17 protein-coding genes and 1 tRNA gene are annotated in these 21,753 nt (G+C 30.2%); 14 read left to right on the forward strand and 4 right to left on the reverse strand.

Features of this window, described 5'->3' with window-relative positions:
* Window positions 1-435 precede the first annotated feature (435 nt).
* Window positions 436-954 carry a hypothetical protein gene (locus K292_RS0109500; RefSeq protein WP_027399653.1) on the reverse strand — a complete coding sequence of 173 codons (519 nt, stop codon included), beginning with the start codon at window positions 952-954 and terminating at the stop codon, window positions 436-438.
* Between the two features lie 311 nt (window positions 955-1,265).
* On the opposite strand from K292_RS0109500, the gene metE reads away from it, so the two are divergent.
* Both metE and metF read left to right on the forward strand, forming a co-directional pair.
* Complete coding sequence (metE, locus tag K292_RS0109505) at window positions 1,266-3,536, forward strand: 5-methyltetrahydropteroyltriglutamate--homocysteine S-methyltransferase (protein WP_027399654.1); 2,271 nt, start codon at window positions 1,266-1,268, stop codon at window positions 3,534-3,536.
* A 16-nt stretch (window positions 3,537-3,552) separates the two neighbouring features.
* A complete protein-coding gene (gene metF / locus K292_RS0109510; protein ID WP_027399655.1) occupies window positions 3,553-4,428 on the forward strand; it encodes a methylenetetrahydrofolate reductase [NAD(P)H] in 876 nt (291 codons plus the stop codon).
* A gap of 106 nt (window positions 4,429-4,534) precedes the next feature.
* On the opposite strand, the gene K292_RS0109515 is transcribed toward metF, so the two are convergent.
* A complete protein-coding gene (locus tag K292_RS0109515) occupies window positions 4,535-5,458 on the reverse strand; it encodes a LysR family transcriptional regulator (RefSeq protein WP_027399656.1) in 924 nt (307 codons plus the stop codon).
* Between the two features lie 281 nt (window positions 5,459-5,739).
* Here K292_RS0109515 and K292_RS16640 point away from each other — a divergent pair, with 281 nt between their 5' ends.
* Window positions 5,740-6,594, forward strand: coding sequence for a hypothetical protein (locus tag K292_RS16640; RefSeq protein ID WP_051280586.1), 855 nt, complete (start codon window positions 5,740-5,742; stop codon window positions 6,592-6,594).
* A gap of 54 nt (window positions 6,595-6,648) precedes the next feature.
* Here the strand turns inward: K292_RS16640 and K292_RS18625 are convergent, their stop codons facing one another.
* The gene (locus K292_RS18625; protein WP_156900511.1) at window positions 6,649-6,825 is read right to left on the reverse strand and encodes a hypothetical protein; all 177 of its coding nucleotides are present in this window, start codon (window positions 6,823-6,825) and stop codon (window positions 6,649-6,651) included.
* A 369-nt stretch (window positions 6,826-7,194) separates the two neighbouring features.
* On the opposite strand from K292_RS18625, the gene K292_RS0109530 reads away from it, so the two are divergent.
* Both K292_RS0109530 and K292_RS0109535 read left to right on the forward strand, forming a co-directional pair.
* Window positions 7,195-9,762, forward strand: coding sequence for a calcium-translocating P-type ATPase, PMCA-type (locus tag K292_RS0109530; protein ID WP_037372943.1), 2,568 nt, complete (start codon window positions 7,195-7,197; stop codon window positions 9,760-9,762).
* Between the two features lie 178 nt (window positions 9,763-9,940).
* Window positions 9,941-10,138 carry an alpha/beta-type small acid-soluble spore protein gene (locus K292_RS0109535; protein ID WP_027399658.1) on the forward strand — a complete coding sequence of 66 codons (198 nt, stop codon included), beginning with the start codon at window positions 9,941-9,943 and terminating at the stop codon, window positions 10,136-10,138.
* A 149-nt stretch (window positions 10,139-10,287) separates the two neighbouring features.
* Here the strand turns inward: K292_RS0109535 and K292_RS0109540 are convergent.
* Window positions 10,288-10,374 (reverse strand) — tRNA-Leu (locus K292_RS0109540).
* A 111-nt stretch (window positions 10,375-10,485) separates the two neighbouring features.
* Between K292_RS0109540 and yajC the strand changes: the two genes are divergently transcribed.
* The 9 genes from yajC to aspS all read left to right on the forward strand — a co-directional run bounded on the left by yajC (window position 10,486) and on the right by aspS (window position 21,741).
* Window positions 10,486-10,911 (forward strand): preprotein translocase subunit YajC, encoded by a 426-nt coding sequence (gene yajC, locus K292_RS18285; RefSeq protein ID WP_084145959.1) that lies wholly within the window; start codon window positions 10,486-10,488, stop codon window positions 10,909-10,911.
* A gap of 253 nt (window positions 10,912-11,164) precedes the next feature.
* Window positions 11,165-11,530 carry a TIGR04086 family membrane protein gene (locus K292_RS0109550; RefSeq protein ID WP_027399659.1) on the forward strand — a complete coding sequence of 122 codons (366 nt, stop codon included), beginning with the start codon at window positions 11,165-11,167 and terminating at the stop codon, window positions 11,528-11,530.
* A gap of 140 nt (window positions 11,531-11,670) precedes the next feature.
* On the forward strand, window positions 11,671-13,851 hold the full coding sequence (locus K292_RS0109555; protein WP_027399660.1) for a protein translocase subunit SecDF: 2,181 nt from the start codon (window positions 11,671-11,673) through the stop codon (window positions 13,849-13,851).
* 27 nt (window positions 13,852-13,878) lie between these two features.
* Entirely contained in the window at window positions 13,879-16,053 is a 2,175-nt protein-coding gene (locus K292_RS0109560; RefSeq protein WP_037372944.1) for a RelA/SpoT family protein, read from the forward strand.
* Window positions 16,054-16,076: 23 nt separating this feature from the next.
* A complete protein-coding gene (gene dtd, locus K292_RS0109565) occupies window positions 16,077-16,526 on the forward strand; it encodes a D-aminoacyl-tRNA deacylase (RefSeq protein ID WP_027399662.1) in 450 nt (149 codons plus the stop codon).
* 38 nt (window positions 16,527-16,564) lie between these two features.
* Window positions 16,565-17,185, forward strand: a complete 621-nt coding sequence (locus K292_RS0109570) for an MBL fold metallo-hydrolase (RefSeq protein WP_027399663.1) — start codon at window positions 16,565-16,567, stop codon at window positions 17,183-17,185.
* Entirely contained in the window at window positions 17,178-18,608 is a 1,431-nt protein-coding gene (gene hemZ / locus K292_RS0109575; protein WP_051280588.1) for a coproporphyrinogen dehydrogenase HemZ, read from the forward strand. The genes K292_RS0109570 and hemZ overlap by 8 nt, the downstream gene beginning before the upstream one ends.
* A gap of 59 nt (window positions 18,609-18,667) precedes the next feature.
* Complete coding sequence (gene hisS, locus K292_RS0109580) at window positions 18,668-19,921, forward strand: histidine--tRNA ligase (RefSeq protein WP_027399665.1); 1,254 nt, start codon at window positions 18,668-18,670, stop codon at window positions 19,919-19,921.
* Between the two features lie 35 nt (window positions 19,922-19,956).
* Entirely contained in the window at window positions 19,957-21,741 is a 1,785-nt protein-coding gene (gene aspS, locus K292_RS0109585; protein WP_027399666.1) for an aspartate--tRNA ligase, read from the forward strand.
* Window positions 21,742-21,753 lie beyond the last annotated feature (12 nt).

A 21,753-nucleotide genomic window follows, 5' to 3' on the forward strand; every position in this document is an offset into this window, starting at 1 on the left:
TCAAAAGTGGACTTTCACCGCCATTTTGGCAAACCGAATAAATTTTTTCAAGCTTCCTTGCGAGGTTAGCTTTGCTATGCCTATTTTAACATTTTAGTATAGGTATATATATTGCTTTCTTGATTTTTACCCATAATATTCTTAAATTGTGTAGAAACGAACAGTTACAATCCCCATAGCAATTACATATAGCTCCGCGTTTTCGTGCTATGGAATTATCCAACCCTGCCCCTCTAAGTTTGCTAAAATTCAGAGGCATTTTTTTGCGCAGAATCGGATAATTCTCTATTCATAATGGGAAGTTCATGAAACAATGACTTATTTGTATTACTTCAGTTTAATTATTCTTGTATCTATATTGTACTAATGACACAAATATAAAAACTATATACTAGATATAATACCATATAGTTTTTTATTTGATATGTCTTTATTCTAAGTATCTAGCTCGTAATAGTATAAAACATTCTCATTAGGATCATATAATGCAATTGTAAAATTATATGAATACTGGTTAAAAAAATTGGAATCATCTTTTGGATTACTGTTTCCATTTTGCCTGTTAAAGAAAAAATAATATCCATTTTTAATTGAAGGGAAAAGTATTTGTCCTTCATTTTTTGTCACAATAGGACCAATAGAACTGGAATTGGTTTCTTTTCCGTATACAGCAGTATGTAAATTATCTGTAAAAGGAAGACTACACCAATCTTCATTATTTTTTATTTCATCTGTAATTATTTTTCCTAAATCATCTTTAAAACTTATTTTAATATAAGTATATCCGTCTCCATGAAATCCACCATGAGTATCTAAATTTTCTATTATAGTTCCTTCATCAAGATTAATTCCAAGCGTTTTAGAAAGTTCATCAGTTTGATTTTCTGATGAGCATGATGAAAATATCATTAAAGAAAAAATAATAAGTATAATAGTAAAAATAATTTTTTTCATTATAATTTGCCCTTTTCTAAAATTTTAATATATTTTTATATCTCTTTATTCTTAATTGTAAATTGAAAATAACTATAAGTCAATAAAAAAATATTGATAAACAATAAAAATATATTGTTTTATAGAATGTATGAAATAATTTTATTAGAGTACTTACAAATAAAACTATAATTATATGGTTTATTTGTAAGTAGAATCTTTATTTGTGATCATAGGAAATTCCTATGGCATAATATAAAAAATATGAGTTACCCTATGATGAGCATTTTGTATTATATTTAATATAATTTAATTTGAAAGGATATATTACAATGAAAACATCAATAGTCGGATTCCCAAGAATAGGATTTCTTAGGGAACTTAAATTTACATCGGAGAGTTATTTCAAGGGAGAAAAAACAGCGAAAGAACTACTTTCTACGGCAAAAGAACTCCGCAAGAAACATTGGCTATTACAAAAAGACAGTAACCTTGACTTAATTCCTTCAAATGATTTTTCTTTTTATGATGGAATGCTTGATACCATAGTTATGTTAAATACTATTCCAAAAAGATATAAAGAACTTCGACTTGATAGCCTTTCTGAATATTTTGCAATGGCGAGGGGATATCAAGGTGAAAATGGTGATGTTAAAGCACTTGCAATGAAGAAATGGTTTAATACAAATTACCACTACATGGTACCTGAAATTGATGATGACACAAAGATTAATCTTAATTACAATAAAATAGTTAATGAATTTATAGAAGCAAAAGAACTGGATATTATAACGAAACCTGTTGTAATAGGGGCTTTTACATTTTTAAAACTTGCAAAGTTCAGCGGAGAAAAAACTGCTTATGACTTTACAGAAGATATTATAAATGCATATTGTGATCTTATTAAAAAGCTAAATGAAGCAGGTGTTGAATGGATTCAGATTGATGAGCCGATTTTAGTAACAGATTTATCAAGTGAAGATATTTTATTTTTTAAAAAATTATATAATGAAATTCTAAAGTCAAAAGGGAATGCAAAAATACTTGTACAATCATATTTTGGTGATATTCGTGATTGTTATAATGAAGTGATTAATCTTAATTTTGACGGTATTGGACTTGATTTTGTTGAAGGTAAAAAAACATTTTCTCTTATAAAAGCTAATAAGTTTCCGGAAGATAAAGTCTTATTTGCAGGTGTCATAAATGGTAAAAATATTTGGCGTAATAATTATAAGAAAACTTTATCGTTGGTTAATGAATTAAAATCATATGCCAAGAATATAGTTTTAAATACATCATGTTCCCTTCTTCATGTGCCATTTACCGTTGAAAATGAAAAAAAATTGGATAATTCATACGTAAAATATTTTTCTTTTGCTGCGGAAAAATTGAATGAACTTGAAGATTTAAAAATGCTGTTGACTTGTAAAACACCTTTTAATAATAATGAATATGTAAGAAATATTAAATTGTTTGAGGAAGTAAGACATGGCAAAAATGATTTTGTAAAAGAAAAGGTAAGGTCACTTTCAGAGGATGACTTTATAAGAAGTCCTGATTTTTATAAAAGAGAAAAATTACAAAAAAGTATTTTTAATTTACCGCTTCTTCCTACAACCACAATTGGTTCTTTTCCTCAAACTAAAGAAGTAAGAGCAAACAGATTAGCCTATAAAAAAGGAGAGATCTCTGAAAAACAATATAAAGATTTTAATAAAGATAAAATTTCAGAATGTATTAAACTACAGGAGGAAATTGGACTTGATGTTCTTGTTCACGGTGAATTTGAGCGAAATGACATGGTTGAATATTTCGGAGAAAATCTTGAGGGATATTTATTTACAGAAAAAGCATGGGTACAATCTTATGGAACAAGATGTGTAAAGCCTCCTATTATATGGGGAGATATTTCAAGAAAAAAAGCTATGACAGTTGAGTATTCAAAATATGCTCAAAGTATTACAAAAAAATATGTTAAAGGTATGCTTACAGGACCTGTGACAATATTAAATTGGTCTTTTCCGAGGGAAGATATTTCATTAAGAGAGTGTGCATTACAACTGGCACTTGCCATTCGTGACGAAGTCCTTGATCTTGAAGCAAATGGAATAAAAATTATTCAAATTGATGAAGCTGCACTTAGAGAGAAGCTGCCTTTACGAAAATCGGATTGGCATACTGAGTATCTTGATTGGGCAATTCCTGCATTTAGACTTGTTCATAGTGGCGTAAACGCAGAAACCCAGATTCATACCCATATGTGTTATAGTGAGTTTAGTGATATTATTAAAGATATTGACAATATGGATGCTGATGCTATTACATTTGAAGCATCACGTTCAGATCTTACTATTATTGATTCTTTGAATGAATGTATGTTTAAGACTGAAGTGGGACCTGGCGTTTATGATATTCATTCACCTAGAATTCCATCAACAGAAGAAATTGTAAATATTCTGCATAAAATGCTTAATAAAATATCAAAAGAAAAACTATGGGTAAACCCTGACTGTGGTCTTAAAACAAGAGGAAATCATGAAACAGTTAAGAGCCTTGAAAACCTTGTTAAAGCAGCCAAAATAGTGAGAGATGAATTATAATGAGAGGTGAATTATAATGAAAACAAGAGATCTGTTTAATCGTAAGACAGTATTATCCTTTGAAGTTTTCCCACCAAAAAAAACTTCTTCCATTGATATAGTTTATAATACTTTACAAGAATTAAATGGACTTTCTCCTGATTTTATAAGCGTTACTTATGGTGCAGGCGGAAATGGATCCGATTCTACAATTAGTATTGCAGCAGATATAAAGAACAAGTATGGTGTAGAGAGTGTTGCTCATTTACCCTGCATTAATTTTACAAAAGAAAATATTCTCGATATCATCAGAAATCTTGAAACAAAAGGGATTGAGAATATTCTAGCGCTAAGAGGTGATCTTAATCCTGAGGTTATGCCTAAAAATGATTTCAAACATGCAAGTGATTTGATTGCATTTATAAAAGAAAATGGTAATTTTAATATAATAGGAGCTTGTTATCCGGAGGGGCATATGGATTCAGGAGGGATAATTTCTGATATTCAAAATTTAAAAATTAAAGTTGATGCAGGGACAGATCAGCTTATTTCTCAGCTTTTTTTTAATAACAGTTACTTTTATTCTTTTTTGGAAAGAACAAAAATTGCAGGAATAAATGTTCCTATTCAAGCAGGAATTATGCCGGTAACAAACAAGAAACAAATTGAAAGGATGGTTACTTTATGCGGTGTAAATCTTCCTGAAAAATTTATAAAGATAATGGAAAAATACGAGCATAATCCAATTGCTATGCGTGATGCAGGAATTGCATATGCTATTGATCAAATTGTTGATCTTATTGCACAAGGTATTGATGGAATTCATCTTTATACAATGAATAATTCTTATATTGCAGAAAAAATTAGCAATGCAATATCAAGCCTTATTAATATAGAAAAAATTACTGCATAAAAAAGCACGTTCTGAAAAATATAATATGATACTTCTAAATTAGCTTTTGGTTATTTATTGTGTCTTCTTTAGGAGTATCATATCAAAATAACAGAGCGTGCTTTTTCTATTCCATTATAACAAATCCATATTTTGAAATTAATGTTTTTAAATGTTCAATATAGCTTTTAGCAGCGTTACTTAAATTTGCTTTTGAATTAACGATCCAACCAATTTTCATTTTCTCTTCAGTTATAAGTGGTACAGAAATAATATCATTACCGTTTAAATCTGAACTTAATACTCCTGTACAAATGGTATATCCGTTAAGACCTATAAGTAAATTGAAGAGTGTTGCCCGGTCACTGACATGGATACTTTTTTTATGATAAACAGTACTTAAAATTTCTTCGGAGAAATAAAATGAATTGAATTCTCCTTGCTCAAATGAAAGACAAGGAAAATCTTCTAAATCTTTAAGCGTTACTTGTTCTTTTTTTGCAAGAGGATTTGTGGCACTTATAAAAACGTGAGGATCAGCTTCAAAGAGCGGATGAAACTCAAGGCGATTTTCTTTTAGAAGTTTAGTAATTACTTTTTCATTGAAGTCATTAATATACATGATTCCAATTTCACTTCTCATATTTTTTACATCTTCAATAATATCGTAAGTACGTGTTTCACGTAGTGTAAATTCATATTCATCTGCGTTGCTTTCTTTAACAAGTTCAACAAAAGCATTTACAGAGAAAGCATAATGCTGTGTAGAAACAGAACATAGCTGTCGAGATGGCTTTTTTCCTTTATAACGTTGTTCAAGAAGTTCAGATTGTTCAACTACTTGGCGAGCATAAGAAAGAAATTCTGCACCATCAATAGTGAGAGTAATTCCTTTAGAAGAGCGGTTGAATATTTCTATACAAAGTTCATTTTCAAGTTCTTTTACAGCATTTGAAAGACTGGGCTGTGTAATGAAAAGTTGCTTTGCCGCTTCTGTAATTGATCTGAATTCTACTATTTTTATAATATATTTCAGTTGTTGAAGAGTCATGGGATTACCTTTCTATAAAAATTATATTTTGATTATATCGTATTTCAGAAAAATAGCAATAATTATACAACTATGTTACCTAAATATATAATAAATAATGTTAGTAAGCTTTAATTAATAGTATAAAATATTTTATGTAATTAAGAAGAACTAGATAATATTTCCATAAATACTAAAGTTTTTTTAAAATAAGTCGATAAATATAATAGAGGTATTTAGAATTAATGAAAAGTATAATATATAATTTATTATATATTGCATTTTGTTGGGAGGAAAGATTAATGCGTATATACAATAATTGTTTTCAATCAAACAATACATTTTTTAATGTAAACAGTATAAACAGAAAATTTGATAATAATAACTCAAATTTGGATAATGTAAATAGTAACAGCTCAAATAAGGACAGAGTATCTCTTACTCCACAAGGTAAAATGATGAGTATGATACAAGATCTTACAAAACAAAAGGAATCTATTATAGAAAAGAAAAATAATCTTGTTAATAAAACAATTGAAAACGGCGGAGATATGGATGACATCAAAGATCAAATTAAAATTTATAATGATTTACTTGATTCTATAAATGAACAAATTGATGATATCTATGCTAAACAGACAAAAGAAGCAGTTACACAGGATGATGAAAAAAAGTCAAATAATAATAATCTCAGTGAAAATAAAACTGAGGATCAGCTTGAAACTGAACATTTAAGCAATCTCGCAAATTTGACGGAAGATATTAAACAAGCGAAAAAGATTTCTGCTGCAAAAAGCAAGGTTGAAGGTGAAACCCGTGTAAAAGAATCGGAAATTAATATGGGAGAGATCCATATAGATATATTGGAGAGTAAAGGCCTTGATGGAGAAACTAAAGTTGAGGATATGATTGCAAATGAAAAACGTGCTTTGGATGAAAAAAGAGAATTAATTTCAGATTTGCAGGATAAAGCTTTGCAACTTAATCAAAATCAGGGTAAAAACCTGAATGATGTTATTGAAAGTTTGGAAGAAAACATTAAGTCTGACAATAATAACGAAGAATCGGATAACATAAAACCATTGGAGCAAGTTACAATTCTAAATACGGAACTTTCAGAGGAAAAAGAAGATTTGGGAAAAATAGTTGAAGCATAAAAAAATCAACCCATAACTTTTAAAAAAACTAGTGAGCTGATTTTTCAATAATTATTAATGTTTAGTCATAAATTTTGATATTCGCTCATGAAACATTTCATAAGATTTACTGCCGTTTAGTAATTTTAATTGTTCATCATCAGAAAGTGAGAAGAAAAAGTTTTTTATTTTTTCATCTGATTTTGACAATTTTTTAGGAAAAGGAAAATCTTTGAAACCTGTATAATCCATATTAATCACCTCAATGGTATTGTTAGCATTTATTTTTTTAAATATTCAATTATAAAATAATATTTAAAGTTTCTATGTTTATATAATTCTGATATCAGTTATTGATTTATACTTAAATATGAAAATATTTCATGTAAAATAGAAACTAAGTGTTTAAATTATGTTTTAAAGGGTATTATTATATAATCGTATACTTATAAGAGGGAGTAGCTTACAATTAATAGTTGTGGTATTATGCGTCAATACGGCTTAATAAGATTAGCTCGCAAATACTTTAAAAAGCAAGACTTTTATTATGATTTTTTATTGTAATAAAAGTCTTTTTTTGGTGTAACTGGGAATGATAAAGTTTAAAGGAGAGTAAAAGCAATGTACTATAATAAATCAGAAACCGAAATACTGAATGAATTAAAATCGAATAAAGATGGGCTTACAAAAGGTCAAGTTATTGAACATAGAGAAAAATATGGGGAAAATCAATTAGAAGAAACTAAGAAAAAAAGTTTTTTACAAGTTTTTTTTGGACAATTTCGTGATCTATTAGTAATTATTTTAATTATTGCAGCGATTATTTCCATGTTAACAGGAAATGTTGAGAGTACGTTAGTCATATTTTTTGTTATTATATTAAATGCTATTTTAGGCACAATACAGCATTTCAAAGCAGAAAAATCACTACAAAGTTTAAAAGATTTATCATCACCTAAGGCTAAGGTAATTAGAGACGGAAAAAGAGAAGTAATAGACTCAAAAGATATTGTAGTAGGAGATATTGTAGTATTAGAAGCAGGTGATTTGGTACCGGCTGATGGGCGTATAATTGAAAACTACTCTTTACAAGTTAATGAAAGCGCATTAACCGGAGAATCAGAAGGAGTAACAAAGACAGAGGAAATCATTGAAAGTGAAGATGTAGCGCTTGGAGATCAGAAAAATATGGTTTTTTCAAGTTCTTTAGTAACTTATGGAAGGGCATCTATAGTCATTACATCTACAGGTATGAATACAGAACTCGGAAAAATTGCAACGATGATGAATCTTACGGCAGAAAGAAAAACACCTTTACAAGTAAGTTTAGATAATTTTAGTAAAAAGCTTTCTATAATCATACTTATAATCTGTGCTTTAATATTAGGTCTTAGTATATATAGAGGTATGGAAATAATTGATTCTCTAATGTTTGCTGTAGCTTTGGCAGTTGCTGCTATTCCGGAAGCTTTATCATCAATAGTAACTATTTCCCTGGCAATTGGTACATCAAAGATGGCAAAAGAAAATGCAATTATTAAAAATCTTAGAGCCGTTGAGGGTTTAGGGTGTGTTTCTATTATTTGTTCAGATAAGACAGGAACTTTGACACAAAATAAAATGACTGTAAAGAACAAATTCACTTTTTCGGAAAATGAAACTGAAAAGCTACTTCTCGCATCAGTATTATGTAATGATAGTTGTTTGATAGAGGGAAAACCTACAGGAGATCCAACTGAAACAGCATTAATAGATTACTACCTTAATAATAATAAAAATTACGAAGAGATATTAAGATTATACAGTAGATTAGCTGAAATTCCATTTGATTCTGATAGAAAAATAATGAGTACTGTTCACGAATTAGATGGTGAATATTTAATGTTTTCAAAAGGTGCAGTAGATGTTTTAGCTACAAAGATGAATAAAATATTAGAAAATGGTAAGGAAAGACCAATTACGGATGATGATATAGAGAAAATAAAACAAGAAAACTTTAATATGTCGAATAATGGTCTTAGAGTGTTAGCTTTTGCCCAAAAAACAGTACCGGATTTGAATATTACTTTAGATAGTGAAAATCAATATACCTTTATAGGATTGATTGCTATGATTGATCCTCCTAGAGAGGAGTCAAAGAAGGCGGTTTCTGATTGTTTTACTGCAGGAATAAAGCCTATAATGATTACTGGTGATCATAAAATTACTGCATCTTCTATAGCTAAACAAATAGGAATTTTAAAAGAAGAAGATATGGCAATAACAGGAGTTGAATTAAATAAAATATCCGATGAAGAATTGATTCAAATATTACCTAAAATATCTGTTTATGCAAGAGTTTCACCGGAACATAAAATACGAATAGTAGAGATGTGGCAAAAATTGGGGCATATAGTTGCAATGACAGGAGATGGTGTTAATGATGCACCGGCATTGAAAAAAGCTGATATAGGAATTGCAATGGGCATTACAGGAACAGAAGTATCCAAAGATGCTGCTTCAATGATTTTAACAGATGATAATTTTGCTACCATTATTAAATCTGTAACAAATGGTAGAAATATATATGCAAATATTAAAAATTCTATAAAGTTTTTATTGTCAGGAAATACATCAGGCATTTTAGCAGTTTTATTTACATCACTTATGGCATTACCGGTGCCATTTACAGCAGTACATTTGCTTTTTATTAATTTATTAACTGATAGCTTACCGGCAATTGCTATTGGAATGGAAAAATCTACTACGGATTTATTAAAAGAAAAACCAAGAAGCAGTAAAGAATCAATTTTAACAAAAGACTTTTTAATAGCTATAGGAATTCAAGGATTTCTCATAGCTGTGTTTACAATAATAGCTTATTATAAAGGGCTTGAGATAAGTGCAGAAACAGCAAGGACTATGGCTTTTTCCACTTTATGTATGGCAAGACTGTGGCATGGGTTTAACTCAAGGGGCAAATATTCTATTTTTAAATTAGGTTTATTTTCTAACTTATATAGCATAGGTGCATTTATAATAGGAATGGGATTGCTTTCTTGTGCACTTTTCATACCGGCATTGCAAAATTTATTTGAAGTATTGCCATTAAGTATTAATAACCTTATATATATAATCGTTTGTGCGGTGGCGCCAACTGTTATTATACAAATTTCAAGAGTTATAAAAGAATTAATTAAGAAATCTTAATTAATTTTATATATTAATGATTTTATAGATTAATGTAGTATTTTTGAAAAGTAAGGCTTAAAATTAGTAATCACCAATATTCTCTTTTATTACTAAACATTAGTAATGTTACTAATAGTTACTTGTAATATTTTAATTTAAAAAGGTTAAATTAAGATTACAAAGGAGGTGATTACTAATGAAGACAACTCAGAAGACAAATGCTAAAAATGCATTAAACAGTATGAAATCTGAAACTGCTAATGAACTTGGCATCACTAATTATGATGCTATTGATAAGGGAAATCTTACAGCTAGACAGAATGGTTATGTAGGTGGTTATATGACAAAGAAGTTAGTTGATATGGCTGAAAAGCAGATGTCAGGAAATCAGTAGTTTAAATTTAGTATATAAGTTAACGATAAAATAATTTAGTAAAGTAAAAAATCCTCGATAAATTTATTTGAGGGTTTTTTACTTGAAAAAATATTTATATAAAAAAAGACTTTTAAAGTTTTCGTTTAAAACTCTAAAAGTCTTGAAATTGGTGCCGGCGATCGGGGTCGAACCGATACGGTGTTGCCACCACGGGATTTTGAGTCCCGCACGTCTGCCAATTCCATCACGCCGGCGTAACAAAATTTATAATAACATATTTACAAATAGAAATCAAGAAAAAAACATTTACATTTAAAAAAATTTACTATATAATGCATTTATAATCTAAAAGAGGAGGATATGCCATGAATAATCAAAGTCTTATGACATTTGTGCCTTTAATTTTATTAATTTTTATTATGTATTTCTTACTTATCAGACCTCAGAAAAAGAGGGAAAAGCAAGTTACTGCTATGCGTAATGCAATAAAAGTAGGAGATGATATAATAACAATTGGTGGAATTTGTGGTAAAGTTGTCAAAACAAAAGATGAATCACTAGTTATTCAAGTTGGAGCGGATAAAACAAAGTTTGAAGTAATGAGATGGTCAATCTCTAAGGTTGTTAATGCAAATCCGGCAAAAAATACTGCAAAATCTACTGATGACATGAAAGATGATGTACCTAAAAAAGCTCTTCCAAAGAAATTAAAGAAGACTGAGTCACCATCTGATGAAATAACAGAAGTAGAAGTAGAAGCAGAAATTGCAGAAGAAAAAGATTTTAAATAATAAGCAATTATATTATCTGTTTTATCCCTGTAGGGTCTAGTCCATACAGGGTTTTTTGCATATAGAAAACCCTGTGCGGGACTAACCAAATTAAAAGATTAAGCTATTATATTAAATTATTTAGTACAAACAATAAAGAGAATTTTATATTTATTATTAATTTTCATGTATATAAAAAACTTTAAAAAATATAATATAAAAAAACTAATTTAGACAAGATTGTCCAGTTTTTTAAAGTTTAGGAGGTCTTATAATGGAAAAAGCATTAAAAAATATAAAAGGTCTAGTATATTCTCTAATATTTTTTGTTTTATTAACTCTGTTATTTAATTTAATAGTAAAATTCGGATCATTACCGGAAAGATGGTCAAATATTTATGTACTTATATCTTTATGCTTGTCATGTATGTTTATCGGATTGTATATGGGATACTACATTAAAAAGAAAGGTTTTTTTTATGGGATGGGATATTCAGTAATACTATTACTTGTAATAGTAGGTATGCTGACTACTGTTTTTAATACTACCATTGAATTAGGACTTTTTCATTTAAGATACATAATTTGCGTTTTATTCGGTAGTATTGGCGGAACGATTGGTGTAAATTTACGTAGTTAAGCATTTTTTTATTGTAGTATATGATTTTACTTGTGAAAATATCAAAAAAGTAGTAAAATAATCTGTAATGTTAAATTAACATGGGAATTTTATGTTAATTATTAAATAAAAAAATGCAGAATAGAGGGTGAACTGAACAAATGAAAAAAATCATAGCAATTTTATTAGCTTTAATTATTGCCTTTGGTTGGTATGTTAGTATATTTGGGGTTGGAAAAATTAAGCCTATATCGGAAGATATGAAGCTAGGACTTGATTTAAAGGGCGGCGTATACGTTGTCATGGAAGCTCAGACAGACAAAAAAGGTGAAGAATTACAAAAATTAATGAATCAAACACAAGCTGTAATTGAAAAAAGAGTAAACAGTATGGGTTTATCTGAACCTACTGTAACAATAGAAGGCAAAAATAGAATCAGAGTAGAATTGCCTGGGGCTGAAGATGCAGATGCTGCAATAAAAGCTATAGGCAGAACTGCACAACTTCAATTTGCATTGGCAGATAATACTGTAGTACTTGATGGAAGTATGGTTAAAGATGCAGGAACTTCTTTAGATAAGGAAAAAGGTGGATATGCAGTTACATTAAAATTTAATTCGGAAGGTACTAAAGCCTTTGAAGAAGCTACAAGAAAAGCACTTAATGGTGAAGTTGTATCAAAAGTTGATGGTGTAGACGACAAAGCAATTATGATTATTTTAGATGGTCAAATAATTTCTGCACCTGTAGTAAATGATATTATTTCCAATGGAGAAGCTAGTATTACAGGTGGATATACACAAGAAAAGGCAAGAGAAGATGCAGCTCTTATAAGAGGGGGTTCTTTGCCTGTAGAACTTGAAGAAGTAACAACTTCTGTACAGGCTGCAAGTATTGGCATTGGTGCATTACAAATGAGTATTATTGCAGGTCTTATAGGTATTGCTCTTATTTTCATTTTTATGATTTTAATGTATCGAGTTATGGGAATTGCCGCTGACATTGCGTTATTACTTTATGTACTTATTGTTCTTTGGGTTATGGCTGCAATGGGAAGCGTTCTCACATTACCGGGAATAGCTGGTATTATTTTGGCTATTGGTATGGCAGTAGATGCAAATGTAATAATATTCTCTAGAATAAAAGAAGAAATGGTAAACGGTAAATCTCTAAGAGTTTCAGTAGATTCAGGTTTTAAAAGGGCTATGGCTACAGTAATTGATTCACAGATTACTACTTTAATTGCGTCTATTGTTTTATATCAATTAGGGACAAGTTCTGTAAAAGGATTTGCAATGACATTAATGCTTGGTATTGTTGCAAGTATTATTACTGCTGTTGTCGTAACAAGAGTTTATTTAAATCTTATGGCAGAAAGCAAGTTGTTTGGAAAGAAAATTCTATTTGGAATAAAAGAAAATAATGAAGCAACATTTAAATTTAAAAAGGAATTTTCTTTTATTAAATATAGAAAGATATTTTTCTCTATTAGTATTATTGTGGTTGTAGTAGGTTTATTAGTAGGTGGAATAAGAGGATTTAATTTAGGAATTGATTTCACTGGAGGAACTATGCTTCAACTTGATATGGGTAAAAATGTCAAGACTGCTGAAGTCCAAAATATTTTAAAATCTCATGATATTAAGGCAGAGATTGTACATGCGGGTAAATCTAATGAACAAATAATTATAAGAACAATACAAGCACTTGATAATGAAAAACGACAAGAAGTATTAAGTGATATGTATAAGACTTTTGATATTAATGAAAAGTCTGTTCTTACTATTGATCAATTTGGTCCGTCTATTGGAGATTTATTGAAGAAAAATGCAGTTAAATCAGTTATTATTGCCAGTATTGGCATGCTTATATATATTATTATTAGGTTTGAATGGAAATTTGGACTTGCATCTATTGCAGGTGTTCTACATGACGTATTAGTATTGATTGCATTTTACGGATTATTCCATGTACCTGTTAATAACCCATTTATTGCGGCCCTTCTTACTGTAGTAGGATATTCAATAAATGATACTATAGTAGTATTTGATAGAATACGTGAAAATTTGGGATTAATGAAAAAATCGCAATTAGATAAATTAATAGACAGAAGTATAAATCAGACTATTGTAAGATCGTTAATGACTTCACTTACAACAGCTTTAGCTATTATTCCGTTATTTATTTTAGGTGGTGACGTTATAAGACAATTTACATTACCTTTAATTGTTGGTGTTGCTGCTGGGTGTGCATCTTCAATATTTATATGCAGTCCCCTTTATTATGTAATGTGTCAATTAACAAGTAGATCAAAGTATAAAGGGAAAAAAGTAAGAGCTTAATAAATTTATTTGAGAAGGAAATTACTTATGGAAAATAAGGAACAATTTTTACAGCATCTTCTTTCAATTAATGAAAATATAGATATTATGTTAATTGAAAAAGCATACGAAAAAGCAGCACAAATGCATGAAGGTCAGCTGCGCAAATCTGGTGAGCCTTATTTAATTCATCCTGTTGAGGTTGCTAAAATTTTAACAGATTTAGGCATGGATGAAAATACTATAGTGGCTGGCTTACTTCATGATGTTGTAGAAGATACCCCATATACACAAGAAGATTTAATAAACGATTTCGGGGAAGAAGTCGCTTTACTTGTGGATGGCGTTACTAAACTGGGGTCATTGGTAATTGAGAGTAAAGAAGAAAGACAAGCGGAAAATTTGCGTAAAATGTTTCTTGCAATGTCAAAGGATATTCGTGTATTAATTATTAAACTTTCAGATCGTCTTCATAATCTTCGGACAATTAACTACATGAATGAAAACCAAATAAAAGAAAAATGTTTGGAAACTTTGGAAATTTATGCTCCTTTAGCTAGCAGGCTAGGTATATATACTATAAAGTTTGAACTTGAAGACATTGCATTAAAGCATTTGGACCCTACAGCTTATTATGATTTAGTAACTCAAGTTAAAATAAAGAAAAACGAAAGAGAAGAAAATATTAACAGGGTTATTACCGAAATAAAAGAGAGCCTTGAAGATTTAAATATAAACTATGAAATAACAGGTCGTAATAAGCATTTTTATAGTATATACAGAAAAATGAAATATCAAAACAAGCAGCTTGAGGAGATATTTGATTTAACTGCGGTGAGAATTATTGTAGACTCAGTCAAGGATTGTTACGCCGTTTTAGGTATTGTTCACACTATGTGGAAACCTATCCCAGGCAGATTTAAAGACTATATTGCAATGCCAAAACCAAACAGGTATCAATCTTTACATACCACTGTAATCGGAGATAGTGGTGAGCCTTTTGAAATACAAATCAGAACCTATGAAATGCACAAAATTGCAGAATACGGTATTGCTGCTCATTGGAAATATAAAGAAGGCATTAAAACTGATAAAGAAGAAAATAAACTAGCTTGGTTAAGACAAACTTTAGAATGGCAAAAAGATTTAAATGATCCTAAAGAATTTATGGAGACTTTAAAAGTTGATCTTTTTTCCAATCAGGTATTTGTATTTACCCCTAAAGGTGATGTGATAGAGCTTCCAGCAGGATCAACACCTCTTGATTTTGCTTTTAAAATTCATTCAGTTATAGGTGTAAAGTGTATTGGAGCTAAAGTAAATGGAAAAATGGTTCCTATAGACTATACTCTTAAAAATGGAAATATTGTAGAGATAGTAACTTCTTCAAATAGTAAGGGACCAAGTATAGATTGGTTAAAAATAGCACAAAGTAGTAATGCAAGAAATAAAATAAGACAATGGCTTAAAAAAGAAAATAAATCAGATTCTGTTGACAAAGGAAAAGAAATGCTGGAAAAGTATGTCCGCAGAAAAGGTTATGAATCTCAGCAAATTATTAGAAGCCATTGGCTTAATAAAGTGGCAAAAAATTATAATTTGGCATCTTCTGAGGATTTATATACTTCCATTAGCTCGGGAGGAATTATTCTCAGCAAAGTGGTTTTTATGTTACTTGGTTTATATCATGAAGAAAAACAAGCAGAATTAAAACGTAAAGAAAAGAATGAAAAAATTACTGTTAATAAGAAAAAACAGAGACATAAAGATGCGGCAGGTGTAAGTGTTAAAGGCGTTGATAACTTACTAATTCGTTTTTCAAAATGCTGTAATCCTGTTCCAGGTGATGACATTATAGGATTTATAACAAAGGGAAGAGGTATATCTATTCATAGAACAGACTGTATAAACATAATTTCTCTTCCTGATGGAGAAAAAGAACGGTTAGTAGAAGTTGAATGGGATAAGCAGAAAGAAAATATGTCTTATAATGTAGACATTAATATTTTAGCAGAGGACAGAAAAGGAATGTTTTCAGATATTTCAAGGGTATGTGAAGATATGGATGTTCATATTGCAGGAGTTAATGCAAAAAGTGCAAAAGATAAAATTGTTAATATAACAATGACTTTAGCTATTTCCAATGTAAGTCAAATGGAGAAAGTGCTTCGTTCACTTAGAAGTGTTCAGGGCGTTGCAGATGTTTACAGGTCAATTACTTAAATATAATCTAATAGGAGTTTAATATGAGAGCAGTTGTACAACGGGTAATTAATGCGGATGTAACTGTAGAAGGAAATATAACCGGAGCTATAAAAAAAGGTCTTGTAGTTCTTGTCGGAGTGGAAGAAAATGATGATATCGTAGATGTTTCTTACATTGTTGATAAAGTAACAGGACTTCGTATTTTTGAAGATGAAAATGAAAAAATGAATTTATCTGTTCAAGATGTAAAAGGAGATATTTTAGCAGTATCTCAATTTACATTGTTTGGTGATTGCAGGAAAGGAAAAAGACCAAGTTTTATAAAGGCAGCAAAACCGGATAAAGCTAATAAATTATATATAGAATTTGTTAATCAATGCAGAAAAAAGAATATTAAAGTAGAAGAAGGAATTTTTCAAGCTGATATGTTAGTAAAAATATATAATGACGGTCCTGTAACAGTATTATTGGATAGTAAAAAAACTTTTTAAATATATACAAAAATATTAATAAGGAAAAGAGGGTATAGATGATATTAAAAAATTTTATGAGTGGTCCATTGTCTGTAAATTGTTATATTGTTGCAGATGAAGAAACGAAAAAAGGATTTATGGTTGACCCGGGCGGATATAATCAACTTATGGTAAATTTTATTAAAGAAAATCAAATTGAACTTGAATATATTATACTTACTCATGGACATGGTGATCATATTGGAGGCGTTACGGCTTATTTAGATGAGCATCCTCATTGTAAGTTAGTTGCATGTAAACATGAAGCTGAATTGTTAAGGAATCCAAACATGAATTTTTCTGCAGAAACATGTGGAGTTCCAATTACACTTAATCCTAATATATTAGTTGATGATGGAGACAAGCTTAGCGTTGGAAAAATGGAATTAACATTTTATCATACTCCTGGACATACAAAGGGTGGTATGTGCATTTTAGTAGATAATTATTTATTTAGTGGGGATACTTTATTTGCACAATCTATTGGAAGAACTGATCTATATGGTGGATCCTATAAGGAAATTAAGGATTCTATTAGAAATAAATTATTTGTTTTGCCTGATGATACACAAGTTTATCCAGGTCATATGGAGCCTACAACAATAGGTTTTGAAAAGAGGAATAATCCATTTGTATAGAATTGAATTAAATTATGTAAAAAATATACATGAATTTGAAGAACTGATAAAGGTTTTTTTAAGACCTTCAGATTATGTTCTTATTAATAATGGAACTATTATTGACAATTTAAAAACCCTTGCAAATTTGGATATTACAGATAATGATAAATCTTATATTAATATAACTGTACCTGATGATTTGGCGTTAAATTTTAATAAGCCAGAGGGCAGAAATGTTATAAAACAGTTCATCTTTGATTCTTTGAGTCTTCACACAGGATTAAAACCGGATTGGGGTATTCATACGGGAGTAAGACCTGTAAAATTAGCTTCTGAGTTAAGTGTACGAGAGGGAAGTGAAGAAAAAGCTAAGCAAATATTATTAGAATATTATAGAATGAGTCAAGAAAAAGTAGACTTGATTATGCACATTAATAATATTCAAAAATGCATTCTTGGTAGAAGTAATACTAATGCAGTAGGATTGTATATTGGTATTCCTTTTTGCCCAACAAGATGTGTATACTGTTCATTTACATCAAATCAAGCATCGGAAAATCAAATTAATTCATATTTAGAAGCGTTACATTATGAAATATCTTTTGTAGGTAAAAGAATGCAAAGTAGGGGTTTATATCCTGAAAGTGTTTATATAGGAGGCGGAACTCCAACTACTCTTTCAAAAGAACAATTAGATAAGTTATTAATGCACGTAAAAGAAAATATTGATTTGAGTAAAACTAAAGAAATTACAGTTGAGGCAGGAAGACCGGATACGATTACAAGGGAAAAATTAGAAATAATAAAAAAACACGAAATTTCTAGAATTAGTATCAACCCTCAGTCTATGAAAGCAAAAACTCTTGAACTTATTGGACGTTCTCATTGTCCAGAAGATATTATTGAAGCTTTTAAAGTGGCAAGAGAAGTTGGTATAAAAATTATTAATGCTGATATTATTGCGGGGTTGCCTGAAGAAGATGTTGATGATTTTAAAAATACATTAAGATCTGTTTTGGAACTTAAACCTGAGAACATAACTGTTCATACATTAGCATTAAAGAGAGCTTCAAGATTAAAATTGATTGATAGTGACTATAATTATAAACAAAGCCAAATTGTAAGAGAAATGTTAGAGCAGAGTAGAATGATGCTTTCTGAGTCCGGTTTTGAGCCGTACTACCTATATAGGCAAAAACAAATGACGGGAAATTTTGAAAATATTGGATATGCGAAACCTCATGCAGAAAATATATATAATATACGCATTATGGAAGAAATGCAGACAATTATTGCGTTAGGGGCAGGAGGTATTACAAAAGTATATTATCAGGAAGAAAATAGATTAGAGCGTGTTCCCAATGTTTCTAATTATGAAATATATGTAGAAAGAATTGATGAAATGTTAGAGCGAAAAGAGAAAGGTCTTTTTAATACATAGATAGATGTTAAAAAGGATTTGTTATATAAATAAGCTTTCTCAGTTTTAGGAGGAATATAATGTTAACAAATGCACCGAAAGGAACAAAAGACATATTACCAAGCCAGATTTATAAATGGCATTATGTGGAAGATATGTTTAAAAAAATATGCGAAAAATACGGCTTTAAAGAATTAAGAACACCTGTCTTTGAACATACAGAGCTTTTCGCAAGAGGAGTGGGAGATACTACTGATATTGTTGAAAAACAAATGTATACATTTGATGATTATGCTGGGAGGAGTTTGACACTAAAGCCTGAAGGGACATCACCAGTAGTACGGTCTTTTGTTGAGCATAAGCTATATGCTGATGTTCAGCCATCTAAATATTTTTATATTATTCCATGTTTTAGATATGAAAAGCCTCAGTCAGGCAGATTAAGAGAGTTTCACCAATTAGGTATAGAAATATTTGGCACAGATAATACTATGGCAGATGCTGAAGTAATTGGAGCTGCGTCTGATTTTCTTGAAAGTTTAGGAATAGAAGGTTTAGAATTAAGAATCAATAGTATAGGATGTCCAAAATGCAGAGAAAATTACAGAAACGCTTTAAGAGAGTTTTTAAAAGAAAAGTATGAATCACTTTGTGATACATGCAAAGGAAGATATGATAGGAATCCAATGCGTATATTAGATTGCAAATCTTCAGTTTGTCAGGATTTAATAAAGGGTGCTCCAGTAATGCTTGATTATCTATGTGAGGAATGTCAAGCTGCTTTTTCTGATGTAAAGAAAAATTTAGATTCAATGAGTATATCCTATATTGTTGATGCAGGAATCGTAAGAGGGCTAGACTATTATACTAAAACAGCTTTTGAATTTGTATCAAACAAAATAGGCGCTCAGGGAACGGTATGCGGCGGAGGCAGATATGATCATCTGATAGAACAAATTGGAGGTCCTCCAATTCCGGGTGTAGGATTTGGACTTGGAATTGAAAGACTGCTTCTTGTGTTGGAAAGTTCAGGTATTGAAATACCAAAACCTGATGGAGTAGATGTCTTTGTAGCTGTTATGGGTGAAAAAGCAAAATTCTTTGGATTAAAGTTAATGCGAGATCTTCGTAAATCCGGATTTAAAGCTGAAATGGATATTATGGGAAGAAATATCAAGGGTCAGTTTAAATATGCAGATAGATTAAATGCAAAATATACATTGGTAATAGGTGACAACGAACTTAATGAAGGCGTAGTTTCAATAAAAACAATGGCAACTTCAGAGCAAAAGCAAGTGGCATTAGATAAAATTATAGAAGAAATAACGAAATAAATTTGTTATATAAAAAGAGGAGAAGGATAATTAGTATGAGTAGTATTTTTAAAAGAACCCATATGTGCGGAGTATTAAATTCAGGAAATATTGAAGATAGAGTAGTGCTAAATGGCTGGATTCAAAAAAGAAGAAATTTGGGTGGCTTAATTTTTTGTGATTTAAGAGATAAAACGGGAATTGTACAAATTGTTTTTAATGATAACATTCCACAGGAACTTTTTCAAAAAGCTGACAAACTGAGAAATGAGTATGTTGTAGGTGTTAAAGGTGTAGTAAAAGAGAGAGAATCAAAAAATAAAGATTTACAGACAGGAGATATAGAAGTCTTTGCAGATGATCTTGTAATATATTCTGAAGCAGAAACACCTCCAATTTATATCAAAGATGATGATGAGGTTTCAGATAATCTTAGATTAAAGTATAGATACTTGGATCTTCGTAAACATAAAATGCAGCAAAATTTAACTTTTAGACATAAAATTACAAAAGCAGCAAGAGATTTTTTTGACAGTGAAGGATTTACTGAAGTAGAGACACCTATTTTAGTTAATTCTACACCGGAAGGTGCAAGAGATTATCTTGTACCAAGCAGAGTAAATCAGGGGAAATTTTATGCATTGCCTCAATCTCCTCAGACATTTAAACAACTTCTTATGGTTGGCGGAACAGATAAATATTTTCAGATTGCTAAATGTTTCAGGGACGAAGATTTAAGAGCAGACAGACAGCCTGAATTTACTCAAATAGATCTTGAAATGTCATTTGTAGATGTTGATGATGTTATAGAAGTACAGGAAAAATTCTTGCAAAAGCTTTTTAAAGATATTATGAATGTAGATATTTCAATACCATTTCCTAGATATTCTTATGATGAAGCCATGGAACGTTTTGGCAGTGATAAACCTGATACAAGATTTGGATTTGAACTTAAAAAATTAAATGGTGTTGTTAAAGATTGTGAGTTCCAGGTATTTACGAAAGCTTTAGATGCCGGTGGTGATGTGAGAGGTATCAATATTGAAGGCGGAGCAGATAAATTTAGCAGGAAAGAAATAGATAAGCTACAAGCTGAGATTAAACATTATGGTGCTAAGGGTATGGCTTGGATTAAAATAGGTGAAAAGGAAACAACTTCTTCTATTAATAAATTCTTTACACCAGAGAAAATGAAGGAAATAACTGATGTCTTTAACGGTAAGAAAGGCGATTTAATTTTAATTGTTGCTGATAAAGGGAAAGTTGTCTTTGATAGTTTGGGGTTTTTGAGAAGAGAAATAGCAGGAAGACTTGGAATACTTGATGATAGCCAGTATAATTTATTATGGGTTGTGGATTTTCCTCTTTATGAATATGATGATGAAGATGAAAGATTTTATGCAATGCACCATCCGTTTACTTCTCCTCGTTTAGAAGATGTACCTCTACTTGATACTGATCCTGCAAAAGTAAAGGCAAAAGCATATGATATAGTATTAAATGGTGTTGAACTTGGTGGTGGAAGCATAAGAATTCACGATAAGGATCTTCAAAAGAAAATGTTTGAAGTACTTGGTATTTCTGAAGAAGAAGCAAATATTAAATTTGGATTTTTACTTGAAGCTTTTAGATATGGTACACCTCCTCATGGTGGCTTAGCTTATGGATTAGATCGTCTAGTGATGTTATTGTCTTGGCAGCACAGTATTAGAGAAGTTATTGCTTTCCCTAAAAATCAGAATGCTGTTTGTATGGTTAGTGAGGCACCAACTGTTGTTGCAAAGGAACAACTTAATGAGCTTGGAATTCAATTAAAAAATGAAAATTTAACAGATATATAAAAAGGAAATTGT

Origin of the sequence: Anaerovorax odorimutans DSM 5092, assembly GCF_000426305.1 — a bacterium.
Lineage (GTDB): Bacteria > Bacillota > Clostridia > Peptostreptococcales > Anaerovoracaceae > Anaerovorax > Anaerovorax odorimutans.